Source organism: Halomonas shengliensis (genome assembly GCF_900104135.1).
Taxonomy (GTDB): domain Bacteria; phylum Pseudomonadota; class Gammaproteobacteria; order Pseudomonadales; family Halomonadaceae; genus Halomonas; species Halomonas shengliensis.
The window spans coordinates 391,928-416,183 of the sequence record NZ_FNIV01000002.1 but is presented as its reverse complement, the minus strand read 5'-3'; the positions used below and the strand labels follow the sequence as shown (position 1 = coordinate 416,183).

Genomic DNA, 24,256 nt, shown 5'->3' with positions numbered 1-24,256 from the left:
CCTGGTCCCGCGCCGAGTGCGCTCTCGACCACGGCTGACCGGGTGGCCCGACGAGGCCACGCATCTTTTCAGGAGCCTGGAGAGCGACCATGAGTCACTTCATCGATCGGCTGAACTTCTTCCGCAAGGCCCGCGAGCCCTTCGCCAACGACCACGGCGAGCTTCGCGACGAGTCCCGCGGCTGGGAGAACGGCTACCGGCAGCGCTGGCAGCATGACAAGGTCGTGCGTTCCACCCATGGGGTGAACTGCACCGGGTCGTGCAGCTGGAAGATCTACGTCAAGAACGGCCTGGTCACCTGGGAGACCCAGCAGACCGACTACCCGCGCACCCGGCCCGACCTGCCCAACCACGAGCCGCGGGGCTGCCCGCGCGGCGCCAGCTACTCCTGGTACCTCTACAGCGCCAACCGCCTCAAGCACCCGATGATCCGCAAGCCGCTGCTCAAGCTGTGGCGCGAGGCGCTCCAGGCGAAGAAGGATCCGGTGGAGGCCTGGGCCTCCATCGTCGAGGACCCGGCCAAGGCCAAGCAGTACAAGCGCGCCCGCGGCATGGGTGGCTTCGTGCGCGCCGACTGGAACGAGGTCAACCAGCTGATCGGTGCCTCCAACGTCTACACCGCCAAGCAGTACGGCCCGGACCGCATCATCGGCTTCTCGCCGATCCCCGCCATGTCCATGGTCAGCTACGCAGCGGGCAGCCGCTACATGTCGCTGATCGGCGGCGTCTGCATGAGCTTCTACGACTGGTACTGCGACCTGCCGCCGGCCTCGCCGATGACCTGGGGCGAGCAGACCGACGTGCCCGAGTCCGCCGACTGGTACAACTCCGGCTACATCATCGCCTGGGGCTCCAACGTGCCCCAGACCCGCACCCCGGACGCCCACTTCTTCACCGAGGTGCGCTACAAGGGCACCAAGACCGTCTCGGTGACCCCGGACTATGCCGAGGTCTCCAAGCTCACCGACGAGTGGCTCTCCGCCAAGCAGGGCACCGACGCCGCCCTGGCCATGGCCATGGGCCACGTCATCCTCAAGGAGTTCCACCTCGAGAACTCCAGCGCCTACTTCACCGACTACGTGCGGCGCTACTCCGACATGCCCTTCCTGGTCGAGCTGGAGGCCCGCGAGGACGGCAGCTACGCGCCCGGCCGCCAGCTGCGCGCCAGCGACTTCGACGGCAACATGGGCCAGGACAACAACCCCGAGTGGAAGACCGTGGCCTGGGACGAGACCTCCGACCGTCTCGTCGTGCCGCGGGGCTCCATCGGTTTCCGTTGGGGTCAAGAGAGTGGAGAAGAAGGCAAGTGGAACCTCGAGCCGCTGGACGCCGACGGCGCCGAGATCAAGCCGCTGCTGACCCTGGCCGACACGCATGACGAGGTGGCCAAGGTCGCCTTCCCCTACTTCGGCGGCATCGCCCACGAGCACTTCGAGCACGTCAAGAGCGGCGGCGCCAGCGACGAGCTGCTGTTCCACAGCCTGCCCGCCAAGCGCATGAAGAAGGCCGACGGCAGTGACGTGCTGGCGGTCACCGTGTTCGACCTGATGTGTGCCAACTACGGCATCGACCGCGGCTTCGGAGAAGACGACGGTGCCACCTCCTATGACCAGGTCAAGCCCTACACCCCGGCCTGGCAGGAGAAGATCACCGGCGTGCCCGCCGAGCAGGCCACCCGCATCGCCCGTGAGTTCGCCCAGAACGCCGACAAGACCCAGGGTCGCTCCATGATCATCGTCGGTGCCGGGATGAACCACTGGTACCACATGGACATGAACTACCGCGGCCTGATCAACATGCTGGTCATGTGCGGCTGCATCGGCCAGAGCGGCGGTGGCTGGTCCCACTACGTGGGCCAGGAGAAGCTGCGCCCGCAGACCGGCTGGACCCCGCTGGCCTTCGGCCTCGACTGGCACCGTCCGCCGCGCCACATGAACTCCACCTCCTTCTTCTACAACCACTCCTCCCAGTGGCGCTACGAGAAGCTCGAGGTCAAGGAGATCCTGTCGCCGCTGGCCAAGGCCGAGGACTACTCCGGCAGCCTGATCGACTTCAACGTGCGCTCCGAGCGCATGGGCTGGCTGCCCTCCGCGCCGCAGCTCGGCACCAACCCGCTGCGCCTGGCCGCCGCCGCCGAGGCCGCCGGCATGTCCACCAAGGACTACGCCGTGCAGCAGCTCAAGGAGGGCAAGCTCGCCTTCGCCGCGGAGGATCCGGACAACCCCCAGAACTTCCCGCGCAACCTCTTCATCTGGCGCTCCAACCTGCTGGGCAGCTCGGGCAAGGGCCACGAGTACATGCTCAAGTACCTGCTGGGCACCCGCCACGGCATCCAGGGCAAGGACCTGGGCGAGTTCGGTGGCCAGAAGCCGGAAGAGGTGAAATGGCATGACGAGGCGCCCGAGGGCAAGCTCGACCTGCTGGTGACCCTGGACTTCCGCATGTCCACCACCTGCCTCTACTCGGACGTCGTGCTGCCCACGGCGACCTGGTACGAGAAGGACGACCTCAATACCTCCGACATGCACCCCTTCATCCACCCGCTCACCGCGGCCACCGACCCGGCGTGGGAGTCGCGCAGCGACTGGGAGATCTTCAAGGGCATCGCCAAGGCCTTCTCCGAGGCTACCGAGGGGCACCTGGGCGAGGAGACCGACCTGGTCACCCTGCCGCACCAGCACGACTCCCCGGCCGAGCTGGCCCAGCCCGAGGTCAAGGACTGGAAGAAGGGCGAGTGCGACCCGATCCCCGGCAAGACCATGCCGGCGCTGATCGAGGTCAAGCGCAACTATCCCGAGACCTATGAGCGCTTCACCTCCATCGGCCCGCTGCTGGAGGAGATCGGCAACGGCGGCAAGGGCATCGCCTGGAAGACCGAGAAGGAGGTCAAGCTGCTGGGCGACCTGAACCATCGCAAGACCGAGGGACCGCACAAGGGCCGCCCGCAGCTCGACAGCGCCATCGACGCCGCCGAGATGATCCTGACCCTGGCGCCGGAGACCAACGGCCAGGTGGCGGTGAAGGCGTGGGGCGCGCTCTCCAAGATCACCGGGCGCGACCATACCCACCTGGCGCACCCCAAGGAGGAGGAGAAGATCCGCTTCCGCGACATCGTCGCCCAGCCGCGCAAGATCATCTCCAGCCCCACCTGGTCCGGCCTCGAGGACGAGCATGTCTCCTACAACGCCGGCTACACCAACGTGCATGAGCTGATCCCGTGGCGCACCGTCAGCGGCCGCCAGCAGTTCTACCAGGACCACCCCTGGATGCGCGCCTTCGGCGAGAGCCTGCTGGTCTACCGTCCGCCCATCGACACCAAGGCGGCGGTGAGCGTGGCCGAGCCGAAGGGCAACGGCAACCCGGAGATCGCCCTGAACTGGATCACCCCGCACCAGAAGTGGGGCATCCACTCCACCTACTCGGACAACCTGCTGATGCAGACCCTGTCTCGTGGCGGCCCGATCGTGTGGATGTCCGAGGATGACGCCAAGTCCATCGGCGTCGAGGACAACGACTGGATCGAGCTCTACAACGCCAACGGCGCCATCGCGGCGCGGGCGGTGGTCAGCCAGCGGGTCAAGAACGGCATGGCGATGATGTACCACGCCCAGGAGCGCATCCTGAACATGCCGGGCTCCGAGATGACCGGGACCCGCGGCGGCATCCACAACTCGGTGACGCGCGTCTGCCCCAAGCCGACCCACATGATCGGCGGCTACGCGCAGCTCTCCTACAGCTTCAACTACTACGGCACCGTCGGCTCCAACCGCGATGAGTTCGTCATCGTGCGCAAGATGAAGAAGATCGACTGGCTGGATGGCGAAGGCAACGACTACGAGCAGGAGGCCGTGAAATGAAGATTCGTTCCCAGGTAGGCATGGTCCTCAACCTCGACAAGTGCATCGGCTGCCACACCTGCTCGGTGACCTGCAAGAACGTCTGGACCAGCCGCGAGGGCGTCGAGTACGCCTGGTTCAACAACGTCGAGACCAAGCCCGGCATCGGCTATCCCAAGGAGTGGGAGAACCAGTCCAAGTGGAAGGGCGGCTGGATGCGTCGCAAGGATGGCAAGATCGAGCCGCGCATCGGCGGCAAGTGGCGAGTGCTGGCGAACATCTTCGCCAACCCCGACCTGCCGGAGATCGACGACTACTACGAGCCGTTCACCTTCGACTACGAGCACCTGCACAGCGCCAAGCAGGGCGAGCACCAGCCCACCGCGCGGCCGCGTTCTCTGATCTCCGGCGAGCGCATGAAAAAGATCGAGTGGGGCCCGAACTGGGAAGAGATCCTCGGCACCGAGTTCGCCAAGCGCCGCAAGGACATGAACTTCGAGAAGGTGCAGGCCGATATCTACGGCCAGTTCGAGAACACCTTCATGATGTACCTGCCGCGGCTGTGCGAGCACTGCCTCAACCCGACCTGCGTGGCGAGCTGCCCCTCCGGCGCCATCTACAAGCGCGAGGAGGACGGCATCGTCCTGATCGACCAGGACAAGTGCCGCGGCTGGCGGATGTGCATCTCCGGCTGCCCCTACAAGAAGATCTACTACAACTGGAAGACCGGTAAGTCCGAGAAGTGCATCTTCTGCTATCCGCGCATCGAGGCCGGCCAGCCCACCGTCTGCTCCGAGACCTGCGTGGGCCGCATCCGCTATCTCGGCGTGCTGCTGTACGACGCCGACCGCATCGAGGAGGTGGCCAGCTCCCCGGACGTGCGCGACCTCTACCACCGCCAGCGCGAGATCTTCCTGGATCCCCACGATCCGGAAGTGATCGCCCAGGCGAGGAAGGACGGCATCACCGACAACGTGCTCAAGGCCGCCCAGGAGAGCCCGGTCTACAAGCTGGCCATGGACTGGGGGCTGGCGCTGCCGCTGCACCCCGAGTACCGCACCCTGCCGATGGTCTGGTACGTGCCGCCGCTGTCGCCGATCCAGTCCGCCGCCGAGGCCGGCAAGGTCGAGTTCGACGGCGTGATGCCCAAGATCGAGTCGCTGCGCATCCCGGTGAAGTACCTGGCCAACATGCTCACCGCCGGTGAGGAGGCGCCCGTGGTGCTGGCGCTCAAGCGCCTGATGGCGATGCGCCTCTACATGCGCGGCAAGCATGTGGAAGGCCAGGCCGACGCCTCGGTGCTGGAGGGCGTGGAGCTCACCGAGCAGCAGGTGGAGGACATGTACCGCTATCTCGCCATCGCCAACTACGAGGATCGCTTCGTGATCCCCACCAGCCACCGCGAGATGGCCACCGAGGCCTTCCCCGAGCGCGGCGGCTGCGGCTTCAGCTTCGGCGACGGCTGCCACGGCGACAGCAGCCAGAGCCTGTTCGGCGGTCGCAAGACCACCACTACCCTGGTCAAGCCGGTGGAGACCTTCGACCCGCACGCTCAGAGCGAGGAGGCTCGTCATGGCTGATGCCGCACAACAGCTGGAACCGCTCGTCGGCATGCGCAGCCTGCGCGTGCTGGCCCGGCTGCTGGACTACCCGACCGAGGCGCTCCAGGCCGCCGCCCCGGAGATGATCGAGATCCTCGACGCGGAGCGCCGCCTCTCGGCGGCGGTGCGCGGCGCCCTGATGGAGTGGTGCCAGCGCATCCTGGAGGCCGACATCATGGACCTGCAGGCGGAGTACGTGGCGCTCTTCGACCGCGGCCGCAACACCTCGCTGCTGCTCTTCGAGCATGTCCACGGGGAGTCCCGCGACCGCGGCCAGGCGATGGTCGACCTGATGGCCGAGTATCGCGCCGCGGGCTTCGAGCTGGATGCCCACGAGCTGCCGGACTACCTGCCGCTGTTCCTGGAGTACCTCTCCACCCGCGACGAGGCCGACATCGGCCGCTGGCTGGGCGAGATCCGCCACATCCTGGCGCTGCTCACCGCGCGCCTCGAGGAGCGCGAGGCGGACCACGCCCTGGTGCCGCTGGCGCTGCTGGCGCTGATCGGCGCCGAGGCGGACGTCGCCCCCCATCGCCAGACGGCGAAGGAGGAGGCGCCCGACTACACCGCCGAGGCCCTGGACGAGGTGTGGGAAGAGGAGGCGGTGCGCTTCACCGCCGAGTCCGACCAGGACTGCGCCCTGCAGTCCGCCGAGGGGCGGCGGCTGGCCGAGCGCAAGCAGGCCGTGCCCAGCGACCCCGTCAAGATCATGCCCGGCAGCGGCCCGACCGACCGCACCGTGACCGATCGCTAAAGGAGACCCGTCATGTTTAGCGAATACCTGCAACACCTGATCTACGGCTACTACCCGTATCTTGCCGGCACGGTGTTCCTGGTCGGCAGCCTGCTGCGCTACGACCACGGCCAGTACACCTGGAAGACCGGCTCGAGCCAGATGCTCTCCTCGAAGAACATGCGCCTGGCCAGTAACCTCTTCCATATCGGCATCCTGGTGATCTTCTTCGGCCACCTATTCGGCATGCTCACGCCGCACTGGGTCTACGCGCCCTTCCTGCATGCCGGCACCAAGCAGCTGCTGGCGATCGTGGTGGGCGGCATCGCCGGCGTCCTGTGCGTGATCGGTGGCGCCATGCTGCTGCATCGCCGCATCACCAACCCGCGGGTACGCGCCTCCTCCAGCCTGATGGACACCGTGATCCTCGGGTTGATCGTCTTCCAGGCGGCGCTGGGCCTGGTCACCGTTATCTTCTCCCTGGGCCACCTGGACGGCGAGATGATGCTGACGCTCTCCAGCTGGGCGCAGTCCATCGTGTTCTTCAGCGGCGGGGCGGCGGACTACATGGCGGAGGTCTCCTGGATCTACAAGATCCATATCTTCGTCGGTCTGACCATCATCCTGCTGTTCCCCTTCTCGCGCCTGGTCCACGTGTGGAGCGTGCCCTTCGGCTACATCACGCGGCGCTACCAGGTCGTCCGCAAGCGGGGCTGAACCCAGCCACCTGATCCGCTCGGCAGGGGCGCCGGGGGCAGGGCGAAGAGGAGGTCCTACGCCAGGGATGGCGTCGGTAGCGCCCAGGGAAGGGTTCACAGCGCCTCCTCGCAGCCCTGCCGCCGGAGAAGCCCCTCGCCGCCCGCCGGCGATTGAGAAGAGTTCCAAGGACAGAGTCATGCAGAAGATCGATATCGAGATGATCCCGGGGGGCGCGAGCCCCCCTCCCATCCGGGTCGGCGAGGCCACGATCCCCGAGGCCGACATCGCCCAGGAGATGCAGTACCACCCGGCGGACAGCGCCGGCAGCGCCCAGCTCAAGGCCGCCCGTGCCCTGGTGGTGCGCGAGCTGCTGCGCCAGCGCGCCGCGGCCCTTGGCCTGGCGGAAGAGGGCGCCGACCTCGACGAGGATGACGCCGCCATCGCTACCCTGCTGGAGCAGGAGCTGGACGTGCCCGAGCCCTCCGAGGAGGACTGCCGGCGCTTCCACGCCGCCCATGCCGAGCGCTTCAGCGAGCCGACGCGCCTCAAAGTGCGCCATATCCTGCTGGCCGCGGCGCCGGACGACGCCGAGGCCCGGGACGCCGGTTACCGCCTGGGCGAGAAGCTCATCAAGCAGCTGGGGGAACACCCCGAGCGCTTCACCGAGTTCGCCCAGCGCCACTCCGCCTGTCCCTCCAGGGAGGAGGGTGGCGAGCTCGGCTGGCTGGCCCCGGGGCAGACCGTGGCCGAGCTCGACGGCGCCCTGCAGCACCTCCCCGAGGGGCTACACGACCGCCCGCTCGCCTCGCGCTACGGCTGGCATATGGTCAGCATCGACGCCCGCCAGGAGGGGCGCGAGCTTCCCTATGAGCAGGTCGCCGAGCACGTCCGCCACAGCCTGCGCGAGCAGTCGACCCGCCGCTCCCTGCGCCACTACCTGCTGGCGCTGCAGGCCGAGATCGGCGTCGAGGGAGTGTCCCTCGATGACGAGGGCAGCAGCGCCCTGATGCAGTAAGCCCTTCCCCGAGATCCTGCCGCCTCGCCCGGCGGTGGGATCTTGCGCTTTCTTGATGCGCGTCACCCCCCTCCCGCTCGCGCTGCCGCACCATGGCCCAAAAGGAGGCCCCCATGTCCCATGTTTCCGCCAACACGCCCTTCCAGCCCCTGGGCATCGCCGTGCTCACCGTCTCCGACACCCGCGGCTTCGACGAGGACGGCAGCGGCGACCTGCTCTCCGCGCGCCTCACCGATGCCGGCCACGCCCTGGTGGAGCGGCGCATCGTCCCCGACGACATCTACCGCATCCGCGCGGTGGTCTCGAAATGGGTGATCCGTGATGACATCCAGGTGGTGCTGGTCAACGGCGGCACCGGCTTCACCTTGCGCGACACCACCCCGGAGGCGTTGACCCCGCTGTTCGACAAGGCCGTCGACGGCTATGGCGAGCTGTTCCGCCAGCTCTCCTACCAGAGCATCGGCACCTCCACCGTGCAGTCCCGTGCGGTGGCCGGGGTAATCGACCGCACCCTGGTGTTCGCCATGCCCGGCTCGCCCAAGGCCTGTGCCACCGCCTGGGACGGCATCCTGGCCGAGCAGCTCGACGCCCGCACCCGCCCCTGCAACTTCGTGGCCATGGTCCTGCCCCAGGGCGCGAGCTGCGCCAGCCGCCAGCCCAAGACCACGCCGAGCGAGGCGCTGATCGTCGAGGAGGTCGACGCATGAACTGCGGCTGTGCGGAGGTCGTCACCCCCGGCCTGCTCGACCTGTTCGCGGCGCGCGAGCGCATAATCGCCTCCTGCCGGCCGGTGCAAGGGCGCGAGCGGGTGGCGCTGGGCGACGCCGAGGGGCGGGTGCTGGCGGAGGCGGCCGAGGCCGCCCTGGACCTGCCCGGCGTCGACAACAGCGCCATGGACGGCTACGCCCTGCGCGTCGCCGAGCTCGGCCCCGAGGGGCTGCCGGTGGTGCAGCGCATCCCCGCCGGGGCCGGCGTGCTGCACCTGCCGGAAGGCGGCTGTGCGCGCATCTTCACCGGCGCCCCGGTGCCGCTGGGCGCCGATGCCGTGGTGCCCCAGGAGAAGGTGCGCCTCGACGCCGCGGGGCGGGTGCATGTCGAGGGGAAACCGGCGGGGGGCGCCAATATCCGCCGCCGGGGCGAGGAGAGCCGTGCCGGCGCGCCGCTGCTGCCCGCCGGCACGCGCCTCGAGGCCGCCGCCATCGCCCTGCTGGCCAGCCACGGCATCGCCGAGGTGACGGTGCACCGCCGGGTCCGGGTGGCGCTGTTCTCCACCGGCGACGAGCTGATCGAGCCGGGCGCGAGCCGGGTCCCCGGGCAGGTCTTCGACAGCAACCGCGCGATGCTCAAGGCGCTGATGGGCCAGCCGGGCGTCGAGGTGCTCGACCTGGGGGTGGTTCTCGACGACCCCCTTGACCTGCATCAGGCCCTGACCCGGGCCCGCGACGAGGCCGATCTGGTAGTCTGTAGCGGCGGCGTGTCGGTGGGCGAGGAGGATCACGTGCGTCCCGCCATCGAGCGGCTGGGCGGCATCGCCTTCCATGGCGTGGGCATCAAGCCCGGCAAGCCCTTCGCGCTGGGCTACCTGGGCGCGTCGCTCGCCACCGGCATCCCGCTGATCGCCCTGCCGGGCAACCCGGTGGCCTCGCTGGTGGGCTGGCAGTTCCTGGCCCTGCCGTTGCTGCAGGGGCGCCAGGGCATGGCGCCTTCGGCACTGCAGCGCTTTTCGGTCACCGCCGGCTTCTCCCGGCGCGGGCCACGCGGGCGCCGCGAGCTGCTGCGGGTGGTGATCGACTGGGCCACGGGCGAGCCGGTGGCACGGCTGGCCGGCGGCCAGGGATCGCACATGCTGAGCGCCGCCAGCCAGGCCCATGGCTACCTGCTGGTGGACGCCGATACCGATGTGGAGGAAGGCCATGCCTATGGATACTGCCCAGCCGCCCAGTTCGGCCGCTGACCTGCTGTTCAAGCCCCGCCAGCTGCGCGAGCTGGTGCGCGGGGTGCCTTGGCTGGGCGCGCTCTCCGACGACGAGGTCGAGGCGCTGCTGGAGGACTGCGAGCCGCGCACCCTGGCCAGCCGCGAGTGGCTGTTCCGCCAGGATACCCCGGCGCGCTGGCTGCATATCGTCATCAGCGGCGCGGTGCGCCTGGTGCGCAGCGCCGGTGACGGCCGCCTGGCCACCATCCGCTGCGTGGAGCGCGGCGGCACCCTGGGCGAGCTGAGTATGGTCTCCCGGGAGGGCATCTACCTCTACTCCTCCGAGGCGCTGCGCCGCACCCATGTGCTGTCGATCCCCGCCGAGCGCTGCCGCGACGCCATGGACCGCCATCCCGAGTGCCGCGCCGAGTTCATGAGCCGCCTGGCCCTAGAGCTCACCGACCGTCTCGAGGACCTCGCCCTGCTCACCCAGGGGGATGCCATGTCGCGACTGGTCAGCTACATCCTGCGCCAGCTGCCCGCCGGGCGCGGCAAGGAGCCCCGGGTGGTGCGCCTCACCATTCCCAAGCGCTGGCTGGCCGCCCAGCTGGCGATGACCCCGGAGACCCTCTCGCGGCTGCTGGCCAAGCTGCGCGATACCGGCGCCATCAACATCGACCGCCAACGGCTCACCGTGCTCGACGAGCAGAAGCTGCGCGACCTGATGATGGCCGACGACTGAGGCGGGTCGCGCCGCGGGGAGCATCGACGAGCTGATCGACGACTGAGCGAGGAGAGCGGACGGCGTGCGACTGGACTACACGGGGCCGCTGCCCGAGGTGGTGGGCTTCCTGCTGCTGCCGCAGTTCTCGATGATGGCCTTCTTCGCCGCGGTAGAGCCGCTGCGCATCGCCAACCGCATCAGCGGCAGGCCGCTCTTCGAATGGCGCCTGATCAGCGTCGACGGCGAGCCCGTCACCGCCAGCAACGGCATGACCCTGCTCGCCGACGCTGGCATCGACCAGGTGCACCAGCTGCCCTCCCTGGCGGTGTGCAGCGGCTTCGCTCCCGAGGCGCTGCTCACCCGGCCGCTGATGGCCTGGCTGCACCGCCTGGACCAGGCCGGCTGTACCCTGGGCGGGCTCGACACCGGCTGCTTCCTGCTCGCCGCCGCCGGCCTGCTGGAGGGGGAACGGGTCACCCTGCACTGGGAGAGCCTGCCCGCCTTTCACGAGCGTTTCCCCGCGATTCCCACCAGCGACGAGCTGTTCGAGCTCGGCCCGCGGCGCTTCTCCTGCGCCGGCGGGGCCGCTGCCATGGACATGGCGCTGGAGGTGATCGCTCGCCGCCACGGTACTCGGCTGGCAGTGGACGTCTCCGAGCAGCTGATCCATGAGCGCCTGCGCAGCCGCAGCGACCAGCAGCGCATGACTCTGGCCCGCCGCCTGGGCACCCACAACCGCCGCCTGGTGCAGGCGGTGGCGCTGATGGAGCGCCACCTGGAGACGCCGCTGCCGCTGGCCGAGATCGCCGCGCGCTGCGGGGTCTCGCCCCGCCAGCTGCAGCGCCTCTTCGAGCGGCACCTCGCCACCACCCCGCGCCGCTGGTACCTCGGCCTGCGCCTGGAGCGTGCCCACCACCTGCTTACCGAGACCGACATGGAGGTGCTCGCCATCGGCCTGGCCTGCGGCTTCGCCTCCGGCACCAGCTTCTCCCGCGCCTTCCGCGAGCGTTACGGCCACCCGCCGCGGGAGGCGCGGCGGCAGTAGCGGTGGCTCCTGCCTCTACCTGCAGGCCAGCCATACCCGGTTCCTCGACCGCCGGTGGCGCCGGGCTATCACGTCTGTCGTCGCCCAGGCGGGGAACGGGATTGTCGCCTGAAGGCAGGTAAAGGTCGCTCCTCGTCGAGCCGCTCGCCCGCTGTCGGGCAGACTGGAAGTCCATTCCCTGCAGAAGGACTGCCCGATGCGTGTACTTCCCCGAACCCTGATCCGTTCCACCGCCCTGATGCCGCTGCTGCTGGCAGGGCCGGCGATGGCCGAGCTCGACGAGGTGCGCTTCGGCGTGCCGCCCTGGCCCGGCGTGACGGTGAAGTCGGAGGTGGCGGCCCAGCTGATGGAGGCGATGGGCTACGAGACGCGCCAGAACGACCTGGCGGTGAGCGTCATCCTCGAGGGGCTGACCCGCGACGACCTGGAGGTCTATCTGGGAGGCTGGTACCCGGTGCAGGTCGACATGGTCGAGCCGCTGGTCGAGGCGGGCCAGGTCGAGAAGCTGGTCTCCAATATCCGCGGCGCCAACTCCGGCCTGGTGGTGCCGCGGTATGTCTTCGATGCCGGCGTGACCTCGGTGGCGGACCTCGACGCCCATCGCGAGCGGTTCGACGGCGAGATCCAGGGCATCGAGGCGGGCACCGGCATCAATACCGCCATCCTCGAGGCCATCGATGCGGACCTGGCGGGGTTAGGCGACTGGGACCTGCGCGAGAGCTCCACGGCGGCCATGCTGGCCCAGGCCGAGCGCAAGATGGCCGACGGCGAGTGGGTCACCTTCGTCGGCTGGGAGCCGCACTGGATGAACGTCAGCTTCGATCTGGCCTACCTGGAGGATGCCGAGGACGCCGGCATCGCCGAGATCGAGAGCACGGTGTGGACGGTGGTGCCGGCCAGCCTGGCCGACGAGGACCCGCAGCTGCACCGCTTCCTGTCGCAGTACGTGGTGGAGATCGAGGACCAGAACGCCTGGGTCCACGCCTACAGCTACGAGGAGCGCCCGGCGGACGAGGTGGCCGGCGAGTGGATCGGCGAGAATCTGGATACCGTGGCCGGCTGGCTCGAGGGTGTCGAGGCGCGCGACGGCACGTCGGCCATCGAGGCGGTGCGCGCCGCCTATCGGTAATCCTTCCCCTCGAGGCGCCCCTTCAACGCCTGGCAGAAATCCTGCCAGGCGTGGCGCATCTCGGAGATCCATGCCTGGGCGTGCAGGGCACCGTGCACCATGCCAGGCGCGCAGCGATAGCCGACGCTGGCCCCGGCCTGGCGCCAGCGCCCCACCGCCGCCTCCAGCGGCGGGGTGAGCGGGTCCTGGGCCACCGCCAGCACCTCCAGCCGCTCGGCAGGCATGCCTGCCCTCACCCCGGCAGGGAGTGCCCCGGGGCAGTGCTCGGCGATGCCCAGCACCTCGTCCCGGGAGAGCAGCGGGGCGGAGGGCCCCAGGGTCGCGGCATCGATTCCATCCACAGGGGGATAGATCAGCCCCAGCATCGGAGGTGTGGACAGTTCGGCGGCCAGGTCGAGTGCCAGGTGCCCGCCGGCGCTGTCGCCCACCACGGCGAGCGGGTCGATACCCGCGGCCACGGCGAGACACTCGGTCAGCATCTCGGCATAGCCGGCCTCCGGTGCCAGGCGGTAGTCGACGCCGACCACCTCGCGCCCCAGGTGCCCGGCGAGGCTCGCCGCCACGCCGTGATGGCTGCGCACCGAGCCGATGGTGAAGCCGCCTCCATGCAGGAAGAGCACCCGGCCTGGGCGGGCACCCCTCGGCAGGAAGCGGCGCACCGCGACCCCGTTCACCCGCCCATCGGTGATCCGCATGCCGGTGGGATCGGGCGGGGCGAACGAGTGGCAGAGCGCATCGTAGCGTCGACGCGCCTCGGGCCAGTCGAGGCCGTCCAGGCTGGCCAGGCCGGCCTCGAAGCGGGCGATGAAGTCGCCGAGCTCCATGGCTACTTGCCTGTCCGTCGAATGCCGATGGTGCGCCCGGCGAGTGCCGGCCAGGCCTCCGGCGCGGCGTGGGGCAGCGTGGCGATGGCGGCCTCGACCTCGGGGGGGAAGGGCGCCGGACGGCCGCTCTCCTGGCCCATGCCCATCAGCATCTGCTCGCTGGTGGCGAGCAGGTTGTCCTCCTCATCGTGCAGTTCGAGGAAGACGTGCAGCCGCTTGGCGTCACGATCCAGCAGGGTCAGGGCGACGCGCAGCGGCTGCCCCTCGTGGGCCTCGCGGCGATAGCAGAGGTGGGTCTCCAGGGTGTAGATCGTAACGCCGTGGCGCGCGCGACCGGCGGCATCCAGCCCGATGCGCTCCATCAGCGCCTCGAGTGCCAGAGAGAAGACCCGGGCGTACTCGGCGTCGTTCATATGGCCGTTGTAGTCGACCCACTCGGGGGCGACGCGGCTCTTGTGGATCACCATCAGATGCGTCCCTCCAGGCCCTCGGCCTCGGGCCAGTACTTCTGCACCAGGTCGAGCAGCTCCACCAGGAAGTCGTCGCGGCGACGGTCGAGCTCGGCCACCGGGCGGCCGGCGGCCTGGTGCTCGCAGCCCTCGACCACCCGGTCGATCAGGGTGTCGGTGAGCTCGGGGGCTTCCAGTTTCGTCCAGGGCAGCTTCAGCGCCGGGCCGAACTGCTCGAGCATATGGCGCATGCCCTGCTCGCCGCCGGCCAGGTGGAAGGTGAGGAAGGTGCCCATCAGCGACCAGCGCAGGCCGCAGCCGTAGACCACGGCGGCGTCGACCTCCTCGGTGGTGGCCACGCCGTCGTTGACCAGGTGCAGCGCCTCGCGCCACAGCGCCTCCATCAGGCGGTCGGCGATATGCCCCTCGATCTCCCGGCGTACCACCAGCGGGCGCATCTCGAGTGCCTGGTAGAGCTCTCGGGCACGCTCGATCTGCGCGGGCTCGGTGGTCGCGCCGCCGACCAGCTCCACCAGCGGCAGCAGGTAGACCGGGTTGAAGGGGTGGGCGACGATCACCCGCCCCGGCGCCCGGGGGCAATCCTGCTGCAGGTCGCTGGGCTTGAAGCCGGATGTCGACGAGCCGATCACCACCTGCTCCTCCGCCACGCCATCGATGGCGGCGAGGATCTCCTGCTTGAGCGGCAGGCGCTCCGGCACGTTCTCCTGAATCAGGTCGGCACCCGCCACGGCCGTCTCCAGGCTATCCACGAAGGTCAGCCGCTCCGGGCTGGCACCCGCGGCCAGGCCCAGGCGCTCGAGGGAGGCCCAGGCGCCCGCGACGAAGGCGCGGGTGCGCGCCGGGGCCTCGGGGTCGGGGTCGAAGGCCACCACGTCCCAGCCGCGGGCCAGGGCGCGGGCGATCCAGCCGTTGCCGATCACCCCGGTGCCGATCACGGAGAGCTGCTGGCTCATGCTGCACCCCCTGCGGTGGTCTCGATCGCCTTCTCGACAACATGGCCGGTGTTCGGATCGCGCAGCGCCAGATGGGCGCGGGTCTCGGCCGGGGTCATGACCCGGGCGCCGAGGTTCTCGAACAGGCTCGCGGCCTTCTCCACCAGCTGGGCGTTGGTGGCCAGTACCCCCTTCTCCAGGTAGAGGTTGTCCTCCAGGCCGACCCGGGCGTGGCCGCCCAGCAGCACCGCCTGGGCCGCCATGGGCATCTGGTGGCGACCGATGCCGAAGGCCGCCCAGTGGGCGTCATGCGGCAGCCTGTTGCGCATCGCCAGCAGGGTCTCGGTGTCCGCCTCGGCACCCCAGGGGATGCCCAGGCAGAGCTGGTAGAGCGGGTCGCCGTCGATCAGCCCCTCCTGCTGCAGCTGGCGGGCGAACCAGACGTGGCCCAGGTCGAAGCACTCGAGCTCCGGCTTGACGCCGGCGGCCTGCACCAGGCGGGCGTGCTCGCGCAGCCAGTCGGCGGGGTTCACGTAGACCATGTCGCCGAAGTTGAGGCTGCCGCAGTCCAGGGTGCAGAGCTCCGGGAGCAGCTCGCCTACCGGCTCGTGGCGCTGGCGCGGTGTCTGGATGTCGCTGCCCGGGCCGCCGCGGGTGGGATCCGCGGCGTCGGGGATCCAGTCGCCGCCGCCGCCGGCGGTGATGTTCATCACGATGTCGACGTCCGCCTCGCGCACCCGCTGCATCACCTCGCGGAAGTGCTCGACGGAGTGGCTGATGGTGCCGGTCTCGGGGTCGCGCACGTGGATATGCGCCACGCTGGCGCCCGCCCTGGCGGCTGCGATGCAGTCGTCGGCGATCTGCTTGGGGGTGACCGGCACGTGGGGGCTCTTGGCGGTGGTATCGCCGGCGCCGGTGACGGCGCAGGTTAGGATGACGTTGTGGTTCATGTCGGCTCCTGAGGACGGGTGGCGTATGTCAGGAGCAGTGTGGGGAAGAAGCGCAGGGAGTGTCTGGCATAAAGCGACGCCTTGTGTGCAAGAAGCGGCATCAGGGCACCGTTACCGGAACTTCACTGCCTTGGAAAGATTCTTTCAACTTATTGTATATATTGGCTATTTCGACCACCAATGGCGGCATTTGCACTAGTCATTGGTCGCGCAGGGTGCCTCTGGCCATAGTCGAATCACCAGCAGTCGACACAAGACAGACACGCGAAGGGGAACGGCGGCCGACACCGAGAGGGCCGCAGGCACCCGGCTGGTGAGTCGATCCCACGGACCCAGAGGAGACAACAACATGAAACTGCCGTCACTGATCGAGATTCCCAATGGCGACAAGGTCACGCCGACCTTCTCCGACGCCGAGATGCAGGGCCGCCTGGCGCGCCTGCGCGACTACATGGCGCAGAACGACGTCGATGCGGTGGTGCTGACCTCCTACCACAACATCAATTACTTCAGTGACTTCGTCTACTGCAAGTTCGGCCGCGACTACGGCCTGGTGGTGACTCAGGATCGCTTCACCACGGTGACCGCCAACATCGACGGCGGCCAGCCCTATCGCCGCAACCGCCTGGGCGACAACATCGTCTACACCGACTGGCAGAAGGACAACTTCTTCAAGGCCGTCAAGCAGCTGTGCGAAGGCAAGCGGCGCGTCGGGGTCGAGTTCGACCACATGACGCTGCAGAACAAGCAGAAGCTGGTCGATGTGCTGGGCGACGTGGAGCTGGTCGACGCCGGCGCGCCCACCATGAAAATGCGCATGAGCAAGTCCGACGAGGAGATCGCGCTGATCCGCCAGGGCGCCCGCATCGCCGACGTGGGCGGCGTGGCCGTGCGCGATGCCATCCATGCCGGGGTGCCGGAGTACGAGGTGTCGCTGGCCGGTCAGGCCGCCATGGTGCGCGAGATCGCCAAGACCTACCCCAACAGCGAGCTGATGGACACCTGGGTATGGTTCCAGTCCGGCATCAACACCGACGGTGCCCACAACCCGGTGACCAGCCGCCGCGTGCAGCCCGGCGATATCCTGAGCCTCAACACCTTCCCGATGATCTCCGGCTACTACACCGCCCTGGAGCGTACCCTGTTCCTCGGCCACGCCTCCGAGGAGCACCTGCGGCTGTGGGAGGTTAACTGCGAGGTCCACCGCCGTGGCCAGGAGCTGATCAAGCCCGGCGTGCGCTGCTGCGACATCGCCCACGAGCTCAACGAGATCTTCGCCAAGCATGACCTGCTCAAGTACCGCACCTTCGGCTACGGCCACTCCTTCGGCACCCTGAGCCACTACTACGGCCGCGAGGCGGGCCTCGAGCTGCGCGAGGATATCGAGACCGTTCTCGAGCCCAACATGGTGGTCTCCATGGAGCCGATGATCATGGTGCCGGAAGGCCAGCCGGGCGCTGGCGGCTACCGGGAGCACGACATCCTGGTGGTCAACGAGCATGGGGCCGAGAACATCACCGGCTTCCCGTACGGTCCGGAGCACAATATCATCAAGTAAAGCATTGAATATAAAGGGGGGAGCTTGGCTCCCCCCTTTCTTGACGATAGCGTGCCGGGAGCAACGAGATGAACAGTGTCAAGATAGAGAACCTGGACTGGATGACCTACCAGGCGCTTACCGAGCAGGGGCGCTGCCGGATCATCCTGCCGGTCGGTGCCATCGAGCAGCATGGCCCGCACATGTCGCTCAATCCTGATGTGCTGATTCCCAGCCATATCGGTGAACAGGTGGCGTCGCGCGGCGACAACATGCTGGTCGCCCCACCCATCAGCTACGGCTACAAGTCACAGGTGAAGTCCGGCGGCGGCAACTTCTTCCCGGGAACGACCTGCGTGTCGGGGGCCTCGCTGGAGAACTACGTCTTCGATGTGCTGCAGGCCTACGTGAATCACGGCAACCGTGAATTCATCCTGATCAACGGCCACTTCGAGAACTCCATGCATCTCTGCGAGGCCGCCGACAGGCTGGTCAACAAGTGCCGGGCGGAGGGGATCTCGATCCGGATCTACCTGCTCTCCTACTGGGATTTCATCAGCGAGGAGACCATCGCCAAGGTGTTCCCGGACGGCTTCACCGGCTGGGCCGTGGAGCATGGCGGGGTGCTGGAGACCTCGATCATGCTGAAGATTCATCCCGAGCTCGTCGACATGTCCAAGGCCGTGGACGTCGAGCCCGCCAGCTTCCCGCCCTACGACGTCTTCCCGCCCGATCCAAGCTGGGTGGCGCCCTCCGGCACCCTCTCCTCTCCCGTGAAGGCCACCGCCGAGAAGGGAGAGATGATCCTGGAAGAGTGCATATCGGGAATCGTAGCGCACTTGAATTGAGTCGCTGGCCAGACGCCCCGAGAGGCCCTCGGGGTCCGAGATGTCAGGGATGATGCCAAGTACAACAATAGTGAGGTGTCACGATGCCTAGAAAAGAACCGGTAGCGGTCCCCCGATTCACGGGGCGAGACCTGCCTCCCTTCGGGCGACTGGTCATCCAGTTTGCCCCGCCCATCGCCATCATCGCGCTGATCGTGATGGTGCTCCGCAATCCCGATGGCGTCGCCTCGGTCATCTTCGACCTGCGCACCTACGTCACCGGCGGCTTCACTTGGCTGTTCATCCTCTACTCGCTGTTCGCCGTGGCGGTCTGCGGCTGGTTGGTGTTCAGCAAGGTGGGCAGCCGCGTCCGGCTGGGCGGCCCCAAGGCGAAGGCCGAATACAGCAACTTCGCCTGGTACTCGATGCTATTCGCCTGCGGCCAGGGCATCGGCCTGATCTTCTGGTCGGTGGCCGAGCCGATCATGCTGCGTGACCAGAGCCCGGTCTTCGAGGCGATGGAAGGCAACGTGGCGGGCGGTGGCATCGTCTGGGCCTATTTCCACTGGGGCTTTACCGCCTGGGCCATGTACTGCGTGGTCGCGGTGTGTCTCGCCTACTCCCACCACAACCTGGGCAAGACCCTGACCTTCCGCGAGGCGACGGTGGACCTACTGCCGCGCTGGGCGCGGGGCGGTGCCGGCGTGGTGGTGGAGCTGCTGGCGATCATGGCCACCATCCTGGGGCTCTCCACCTCCTTCGCCTTCGCCGCCATGCAGTTCACCGCGGGCCTGACGTCCTTCACCGGGGTGAGCTCCGGACCCACCATCTGGCTGTTCGTTATCGTGGGCCTCGGCACCGCCGCGGCGATCTCGGCCTTCTTCGGCATCAGCAAGGGGATGCGCCTGATCAGCGAGACCAACTCCATACTGAGCGTGGTGCTGGTGGTGGCCGCCTTCATCTTCGGCCCCACGCTGTTCATCATCTCCAACATCACCCAGACGTTCGGCTCCTACTTCGCCAACTTCGTGCCGATGAGCTTCTGGACGGACGCGCCCAGCACCGCCGAGCCGCTGGTCTCCTGGCAGCAGAGCTGGAACGGCTGGTGGACGGTGTTCATCTGGTGCTGGGTGATCGCCTTCTCGCCCTTCGTGGCGGGCTTCATCGCCCGCATCTCCCGGGGCCGCACCCTGCGCGAGTTCGTCATCGGCGTTACCGTCATTCCCTCGCTAATCGTCATGCTGTGGATCGGCGTGCTGGGTTCCGCGGCGATCTACTACGACGACAAGAGCGGGCGCGGCATCACCGATGCGGTGAACGCGGATGTCGCCAGCGGTCTCTTCGCCATGCTGGAATCCATCCCGATGGTGGGTAGCCTGCTGCTGGTGGTGGCGACGGTGCTGGTGGCCACCTACTACGTGACCTCCCTGGATGCCGGCACCTACGCCCTGGCGGACTTCGTCTCGGCGCCCAAGCGCGCCGGTGCCTGGTTTCGGGTGGTGCTGGTGCTCAGCATCGGCGCGGTGGCCACGGTGCTGCTGACCCTCGGCGGTAGCGGGGTGGTCGACACGGTCCAGACCGGCACCATCATCGGCGCCTTCCCCTTCTCGATCGTGATCCTGCTGATGATCGTCAACACCATCCGCCGCCTCCTCAACCGGGACCGGGCGGTCAGGGAGCTCGAGAAGGCGGTCAACGACCCCGACCCCAACGTGAAGCTCGAGGTCGACGGCGAGGGCGAGGTCCAGACGGTCTACGGCGACAACCTGAAGCCCAGCGTGTCGGGCACCTGACTGCCAAGGCCGTCAAACACCAGGGGCCGCGTTCGATACTGGTGCATCGAGCGCGAGCCCCCAACGTAAGCGGGCCTGCCGGTCATCTCCCTGACCGGCAGGCCCGCTTGCGTCGTGCGGGACGCCGCTACAGGTTGGCGATTCCGGACCTCAGGAAGTCCAGCACATGGCGCGAAGCGATGTTGAGCTCGGGCTCCTTGTAGTAGAGGCCGATGCAGACCCGCTCCAGGGCGGGCAAGGTGGCCGTGCTCACGGCATGACGGAGATGGTCGGGGATCACGGAGCTGGCCATGGCGGTGATGCCGAGCCCCTCCTCCACGGCGGAGAAGATGCCCAGCAGGCTGGTGCTGGTGTACATGAAGCGGTAGGGGTGCTGCTGGGCCTGCAGTGCCTCCTCCATGATCGAGCGATAGACGCACCCCTGGGGGTAGGCGATCAGCGGGATCGGCTCGTCGTCGCAGCTCGTCTGGTGGCCTTCCTTGAAGACCCACTCGAGGCTCTCGAGCCGGTAGTCCCGGGAGTCCCTCTCCTCGTTTTCCTTGGCACGCTCCATGGCCAGGGCGATGTCGTAATGCCCCTTTTGGTAGCGCTGGAGGATCACCTTGCTGATCTCGCACTCCACCTCGACGATGATGTTGGGGTAGACCCGCGACAGGTTCCTCAACGCCTTGGCCAGGAAGGCCAGCTCGAAGTCGTTGGGGATGCCCAGGCGCACCTTCCCGGAAATATTGTCGCCCCTCACCTTGGCGATGATCTGGTCATTGATCTCCAGCATCTGCCGGGCGGCCCGATAGAGGTACTCGCCATCCTCGGTCAGCTCCAGGCTGGAGCCCCTGAGGAAGATCTTGGTGCCGAGGATCTCCTCCAGCTTCTTGACCTGCAGGCTGATGGCCGGCTGCGAGCGCCCCAGCAGCTCGCCGGCGCTGGTGAAGCCACCCAGGTCCTTGATGGTGACGAAGGTCCTCAGCAGATCGGTAGGGATGTTGGTCATCGTGGGGCCATTTCATTATTTGATCAGGGCATCAGCCATACAAATTGGCGCCCCTGAGGATCGGAAAATACCTTGGAAATGCTGCTCCATAGAAGCAGCGATTCACTCCAATAACGACAAATCAACAACAAGAGGATAAGCGGATGGATTCCTGGGTATTGACCACTTTTCTAATATTGACTTGCTATATGCTAATTCACTCTGGTGCCGCCTATCTCCGCAGGGAGCTGAAGAGCAAGGCAACGGGCCACCGGGAGAGGAAATGATCATGGATGCCTATCGGATGTTCAACTGGGGGCTCTTGATCCTCACCTTCGGCCTGTTGATCTACCTCGGTTTCCTCTCCTCAAAATACATGAACAAGAACGACGAGGGAGGATTTCTAGTGGCCGGGCGCTCCCTTGGCGCCTTTGTGGCCGCCGGTACCATCGTCGCCACCGGCTTCAGCGGCTGGGGCTTCATGGGCTCCCCTGGGGTGACCTATCAGTTCGGTGCCATCGAGGTGCTGGGCAACTTCTTCTTCGCCCCGGCGATGATGATCGCCGTGCTCTACTTCGCGCGCTTCCTGCAGCGCCGGGCGGTCGAGATGGGCAGCAACACCATCCCCGAGTATATCGCCCAGAGCCATGGCGGTGGTGCCATGGGGCGTGTGCTGCAGGGGGTTGCGGGATTCATCACCATTCTGCTGCTGCTGGTCTTCCTGACCAGCCAGATCAAGGCGGTGGGCCTGCTGGGTGCCAGCTGGCTGGGCATCGAGCTCAACCAGAGCGCCTTCCTGATGGTGTCGGTGATCATCATCTATACCATGCTGGGTGGCCTGGCCGCGGTGGCCTGGACCGACACGGTGATGGTCTGCGGCATGGCCCTGGCCGCGGTGATCATCATGATCCAGATCTTCACCTCGGTGGATCTGGGGACCTGGGAGACCTCTCTCAACGCCATCGACCCGGAACTGCTCAACCCGAGCACAGGGGCCCACTACGGCGACTCCATCGGCACCGTCTTCCTGGTGCTGCCCTACGCCTTCCTGTTCGCCGCGGTACTCCCCTATATGGCGATCCGATTCCTGGCCATGAAGCCCGACGTCAAGTTGCACAAGGTCGGCGTCTATGTGGCGATCCTCGGGGCACTGCTGAGCCTGATTCCTATCGTCGGCCTCTACGTGCGGATGCAGGTGCCGGACCTGGCCGACCCCGACATGGCGATGCCGGTCTATCTGGAGCGGTTCATGCACCCGGCCATCCAGGGCGTCATCACGCTGTTCATCATCTTCGCCATGAAGTCCACGGCCAACTCGCTGCTGCACACGGTGGCGTCGGCGACCTCCCATGACCTGCGACTGTCGCTGTTTGGCCCGGTGGCCAGGGAGCGCACCGCACTGATGATCAACCGTCTGGCGGTGGTGGTGCTGGGCGTGGTGGCCCTGTTGATGATGCTCTACGCCCCGCCCTTCATGCTCTCCTGGCTGGGCATCCTGGGTTCCGGCACCCTGCTGGCCAGCATGATCGGGCCGGTGTTCATCTCCACCTTCTGGCAGGGCAGCGGCTGGGGCGCACTTTCCGCGATGCTGGTGGGCTTCTTTACCAGCGGCTACATGATGCTGTTCGCCGATGTGGGCTGGCTGATCGGGCCTTTGACCGGTTGTGCTATGTCGTCGGCCTGCTACGTGGGGGTGTCGCTGATGACCCGGCGGCGATCCTACCAGCCACGACTGGCTCGTTGATGACGACCACCTCAACCAGGACCACGCCCGCAGGAGACTGCGGGCGTGGTCGTTATGGGGCTTTCTCATCCTTAACTCACCCTGGCTCCCATCAAATCCCGGCATTTGCCCTTCTAATTGGTCCTTGGCCGCCATCGAAAATAGATTGCAGGCATGGGGTGTTTATCGACAACCAACAAAGACAGGAGTCCTCCATGAACCACGCCTCTCTCACCCGCTACGATGCCCAGATCGCCGCCGCCATCGCCGACGAGGTGGCCCGCCAGGAGGCCCACGTCGAGCTGATCGCCTCCGAGAACTACGCCAGCCGTGCGGTGATGGAGGCCCAGGGCACCCAGCTCACCAACAAGTACGCCGAGGGCTACCCGGGCAAGCGCTACTACGGCGGCTGCGAGCACGTCGACGTGGTCGAGCAGCTGGCCATCGACCGCGCCTGCGACCTGTTCGGCGCCGACTACGCCAACGTCCAGCCCCACTCCGGCGCCCAGGCCAACGCCGCGGCCTTCATGGCGCTGGTCAAGCCGGGCGACACCGTGCTGGGCATGAGCCTGGCCCACGGCGGCCACCTGACCCACGGCGCGGCGCCGAACTTCTCCGGCAAGCACTACCACGCCGTGCAGTACGGCCTGAATCCGGAGACCGGCGAGATCGACTACGCCGAGGTCGAGCGCCTGGCCAGGAGCCACAAGCCCAAGCTGATCATCGCCGGCTTCTCCGCCTATGCCCGCGTCGTCGACTGGCGCCGCTTTCGTACCATCGCCGATGAGGTAGGCGCCTGGCTGATGGTTGACATGGCCCACGTGGCTGGCCTGGTAGCCGCCGGGCACTACCCGAGCCCGCTGCCTCACGCCCACGTGGTGACCACCACCACCCACAAGACCCTGCGTGGACCGCGTGGCGGCTTGATCCTCTCCGCCGCCGGCGACGCCGACCTCTACAAGAAGCTCAACGGCGCGGTCTTCCCGGGCCAGCAGGGCGGCCCGCTGATGCACGTCATCGCCGCCAAGGCGGTGGCCTTCAAGGAGGCCATGAGCCAGGAGTTCGTGCAGTACCAGCGGCGCGTCATCGACAACGCTCGCGCCATGGCAGGGGTCTTCCTGGAGCGCGGCTATGACGTCGTCTCCGGTGGCACCGACGACCACCTCTTCCTTGTCTCGCTGATCAAGCAGGGGGTCACCGGCAAGGATGCCGATGCAGCACTCGGCCGTGCCCATATCACCGTCAACAAGAACGCCGTGCCCAACGACCCGCAGAGCCCCTTCGTCACCTCCGGGCTACGCATCGGCACCCCGGCGGTCACCACCCGCGGCTTCGACGAGGGCGAATGCGCCGAGCTGGCGGGCTGGATCTGCGACATCCTCGATGTGCTGGCCGAGCAGGGCAACACCGATGCCGTGGAGGACGAGGTGCGCGAGAAGGTCACCGCCCTCTGCGAGCGCCATCCGGTCTATGGCGACGCCACTCCGGCCGCGGTACGCGAAGCCGCTACCGCCTGAACCCGCAAAGGATCGG

General features: G+C 67.5%; 20 protein-coding genes. 15 read left to right on the top strand and 5 right to left on the bottom strand.

Annotated elements, in window-relative coordinates; genetic code table 11:
• Positions 1 to 89: 89 nt before the first annotated feature.
• The 10 genes from BLP95_RS04490 to BLP95_RS04445 all read left to right on the top strand — a co-directional run bounded on the left by BLP95_RS04490 (position 90) and on the right by BLP95_RS04445 (position 12,697).
• Positions 90 to 3,857 (top strand): nitrate reductase subunit alpha, encoded by a 3,768-nt coding sequence (locus tag BLP95_RS04490; protein WP_089677221.1) that lies wholly within the window; start codon positions 90 to 92, stop codon positions 3,855 to 3,857.
• Entirely contained in the window at positions 3,854 to 5,416 is a 1,563-nt protein-coding gene (narH, locus tag BLP95_RS04485) for a nitrate reductase subunit beta (protein ID WP_089677220.1), read from the top strand. The genes BLP95_RS04490 and narH overlap by 4 nt, the downstream gene beginning before the upstream one ends.
• Entirely contained in the window at positions 5,409 to 6,191 is a 783-nt protein-coding gene (gene narJ / locus BLP95_RS04480) for a nitrate reductase molybdenum cofactor assembly chaperone (RefSeq protein ID WP_089677219.1), read from the top strand. The genes narH and narJ overlap by 8 nt, the downstream gene beginning before the upstream one ends.
• 12 nt (positions 6,192 to 6,203) lie before the next feature.
• The gene (gene narI / locus BLP95_RS04475; RefSeq protein WP_023007072.1) at positions 6,204 to 6,887 is read left to right on the top strand and encodes a respiratory nitrate reductase subunit gamma; all 684 of its coding nucleotides are present in this window, start codon (positions 6,204 to 6,206) and stop codon (positions 6,885 to 6,887) included.
• 178 nt (positions 6,888 to 7,065) lie between these two features.
• Positions 7,066 to 7,884 (top strand): peptidylprolyl isomerase, encoded by an 819-nt coding sequence (locus BLP95_RS04470; RefSeq protein WP_089677218.1) that lies wholly within the window; start codon positions 7,066 to 7,068, stop codon positions 7,882 to 7,884.
• 113 nt (positions 7,885 to 7,997) lie between these two features.
• The gene (gene moaB / locus BLP95_RS04465; RefSeq protein WP_089677217.1) at positions 7,998 to 8,591 is read left to right on the top strand and encodes a molybdenum cofactor biosynthesis protein B; all 594 of its coding nucleotides are present in this window, start codon (positions 7,998 to 8,000) and stop codon (positions 8,589 to 8,591) included.
• Positions 8,588 to 9,838, top strand: coding sequence for a molybdopterin molybdotransferase MoeA (locus BLP95_RS04460; protein WP_089677216.1), 1,251 nt, complete (start codon positions 8,588 to 8,590; stop codon positions 9,836 to 9,838). The genes moaB and BLP95_RS04460 overlap by 4 nt, the downstream gene beginning before the upstream one ends.
• Complete coding sequence (locus BLP95_RS04455; RefSeq protein ID WP_089677215.1) at positions 9,798 to 10,541, top strand: Crp/Fnr family transcriptional regulator; 744 nt, start codon at positions 9,798 to 9,800, stop codon at positions 10,539 to 10,541. Before BLP95_RS04460 ends, BLP95_RS04455 begins: the two co-directional genes overlap by 41 nt.
• Positions 10,542 to 10,605: 64 nt before the next feature.
• Positions 10,606 to 11,568, top strand: coding sequence for a GlxA family transcriptional regulator (locus BLP95_RS04450; RefSeq protein WP_089677214.1), 963 nt, complete (start codon positions 10,606 to 10,608; stop codon positions 11,566 to 11,568).
• Between the two features lie 196 nt (positions 11,569 to 11,764).
• Complete coding sequence (locus BLP95_RS04445; RefSeq protein WP_089677213.1) at positions 11,765 to 12,697, top strand: ABC transporter substrate-binding protein; 933 nt, start codon at positions 11,765 to 11,767, stop codon at positions 12,695 to 12,697.
• On the opposite strand, the gene BLP95_RS04440 is transcribed toward BLP95_RS04445, so the two are convergent.
• Genes BLP95_RS04440 through BLP95_RS04425 form a run of 4 tightly spaced genes read right to left on the bottom strand, consistent with a single transcriptional unit; the run spans position 12,688 to position 15,873 of the window.
• The gene (locus BLP95_RS04440; protein ID WP_089677212.1) at positions 12,688 to 13,521 is read right to left on the bottom strand and encodes an alpha/beta hydrolase; all 834 of its coding nucleotides are present in this window, start codon (positions 13,519 to 13,521) and stop codon (positions 12,688 to 12,690) included. The genes BLP95_RS04445 and BLP95_RS04440 overlap by 10 nt on opposite strands.
• A gap of 2 nt (positions 13,522 to 13,523) precedes the next feature.
• Positions 13,524 to 13,988, bottom strand: coding sequence for a thioesterase family protein (locus tag BLP95_RS04435; RefSeq protein WP_089677211.1), 465 nt, complete (start codon positions 13,986 to 13,988; stop codon positions 13,524 to 13,526).
• Complete coding sequence (locus BLP95_RS04430) at positions 13,988 to 14,944, bottom strand: L-carnitine dehydrogenase (RefSeq protein ID WP_089677210.1); 957 nt, start codon at positions 14,942 to 14,944, stop codon at positions 13,988 to 13,990. The genes BLP95_RS04435 and BLP95_RS04430 overlap by 1 nt, the downstream gene beginning before the upstream one ends.
• Positions 14,941 to 15,873: a beta-keto acid cleavage family enzyme gene (locus BLP95_RS04425; protein ID WP_089677209.1), complete on the bottom strand. Its 933-nt coding sequence runs from the start codon at positions 15,871 to 15,873 to the stop codon at positions 14,941 to 14,943. Before BLP95_RS04425 ends, BLP95_RS04430 begins: the two co-directional genes overlap by 4 nt.
• 349 nt (positions 15,874 to 16,222) lie before the next feature.
• Between BLP95_RS04425 and BLP95_RS04420 the strand changes: the two genes are divergently transcribed.
• The 3 genes from BLP95_RS04420 to BLP95_RS04410 all read left to right on the top strand — a co-directional run bounded on the left by BLP95_RS04420 (position 16,223) and on the right by BLP95_RS04410 (position 20,030).
• A complete protein-coding gene (locus BLP95_RS04420; RefSeq protein ID WP_089677208.1) occupies positions 16,223 to 17,431 on the top strand; it encodes a M24 family metallopeptidase in 1,209 nt (402 codons plus the stop codon).
• Positions 17,432 to 17,499: 68 nt separating this feature from the next.
• Positions 17,500 to 18,258: a creatininase gene (locus tag BLP95_RS04415; protein ID WP_245678678.1), complete on the top strand. Its 759-nt coding sequence runs from the start codon at positions 17,500 to 17,502 to the stop codon at positions 18,256 to 18,258.
• Positions 18,259 to 18,341: 83 nt separating this feature from the next.
• Positions 18,342 to 20,030 (top strand): BCCT family transporter, encoded by a 1,689-nt coding sequence (locus BLP95_RS04410; RefSeq protein ID WP_089677207.1) that lies wholly within the window; start codon positions 18,342 to 18,344, stop codon positions 20,028 to 20,030.
• A gap of 127 nt (positions 20,031 to 20,157) precedes the next feature.
• On the opposite strand, the gene BLP95_RS04405 is transcribed toward BLP95_RS04410, so the two are convergent.
• Positions 20,158 to 21,021 carry a LysR family transcriptional regulator gene (locus BLP95_RS04405; RefSeq protein WP_089677206.1) on the bottom strand — a complete coding sequence of 288 codons (864 nt, stop codon included), beginning with the start codon at positions 21,019 to 21,021 and terminating at the stop codon, positions 20,158 to 20,160.
• A 268-nt stretch (positions 21,022 to 21,289) separates the two neighbouring features.
• On the opposite strand from BLP95_RS04405, the gene BLP95_RS04400 reads away from it, so the two are divergent.
• The gene (locus BLP95_RS04400; RefSeq protein ID WP_089677336.1) at positions 21,290 to 22,744 is read left to right on the top strand and encodes a sodium:solute symporter family protein; all 1,455 of its coding nucleotides are present in this window, start codon (positions 21,290 to 21,292) and stop codon (positions 22,742 to 22,744) included.
• A gap of 194 nt (positions 22,745 to 22,938) precedes the next feature.
• Positions 22,939 to 24,240 (top strand): serine hydroxymethyltransferase, encoded by a 1,302-nt coding sequence (glyA, locus tag BLP95_RS04395; protein ID WP_089677205.1) that lies wholly within the window; start codon positions 22,939 to 22,941, stop codon positions 24,238 to 24,240.
• The last annotated feature ends 16 nt before the right edge of the window (positions 24,241 to 24,256 follow it).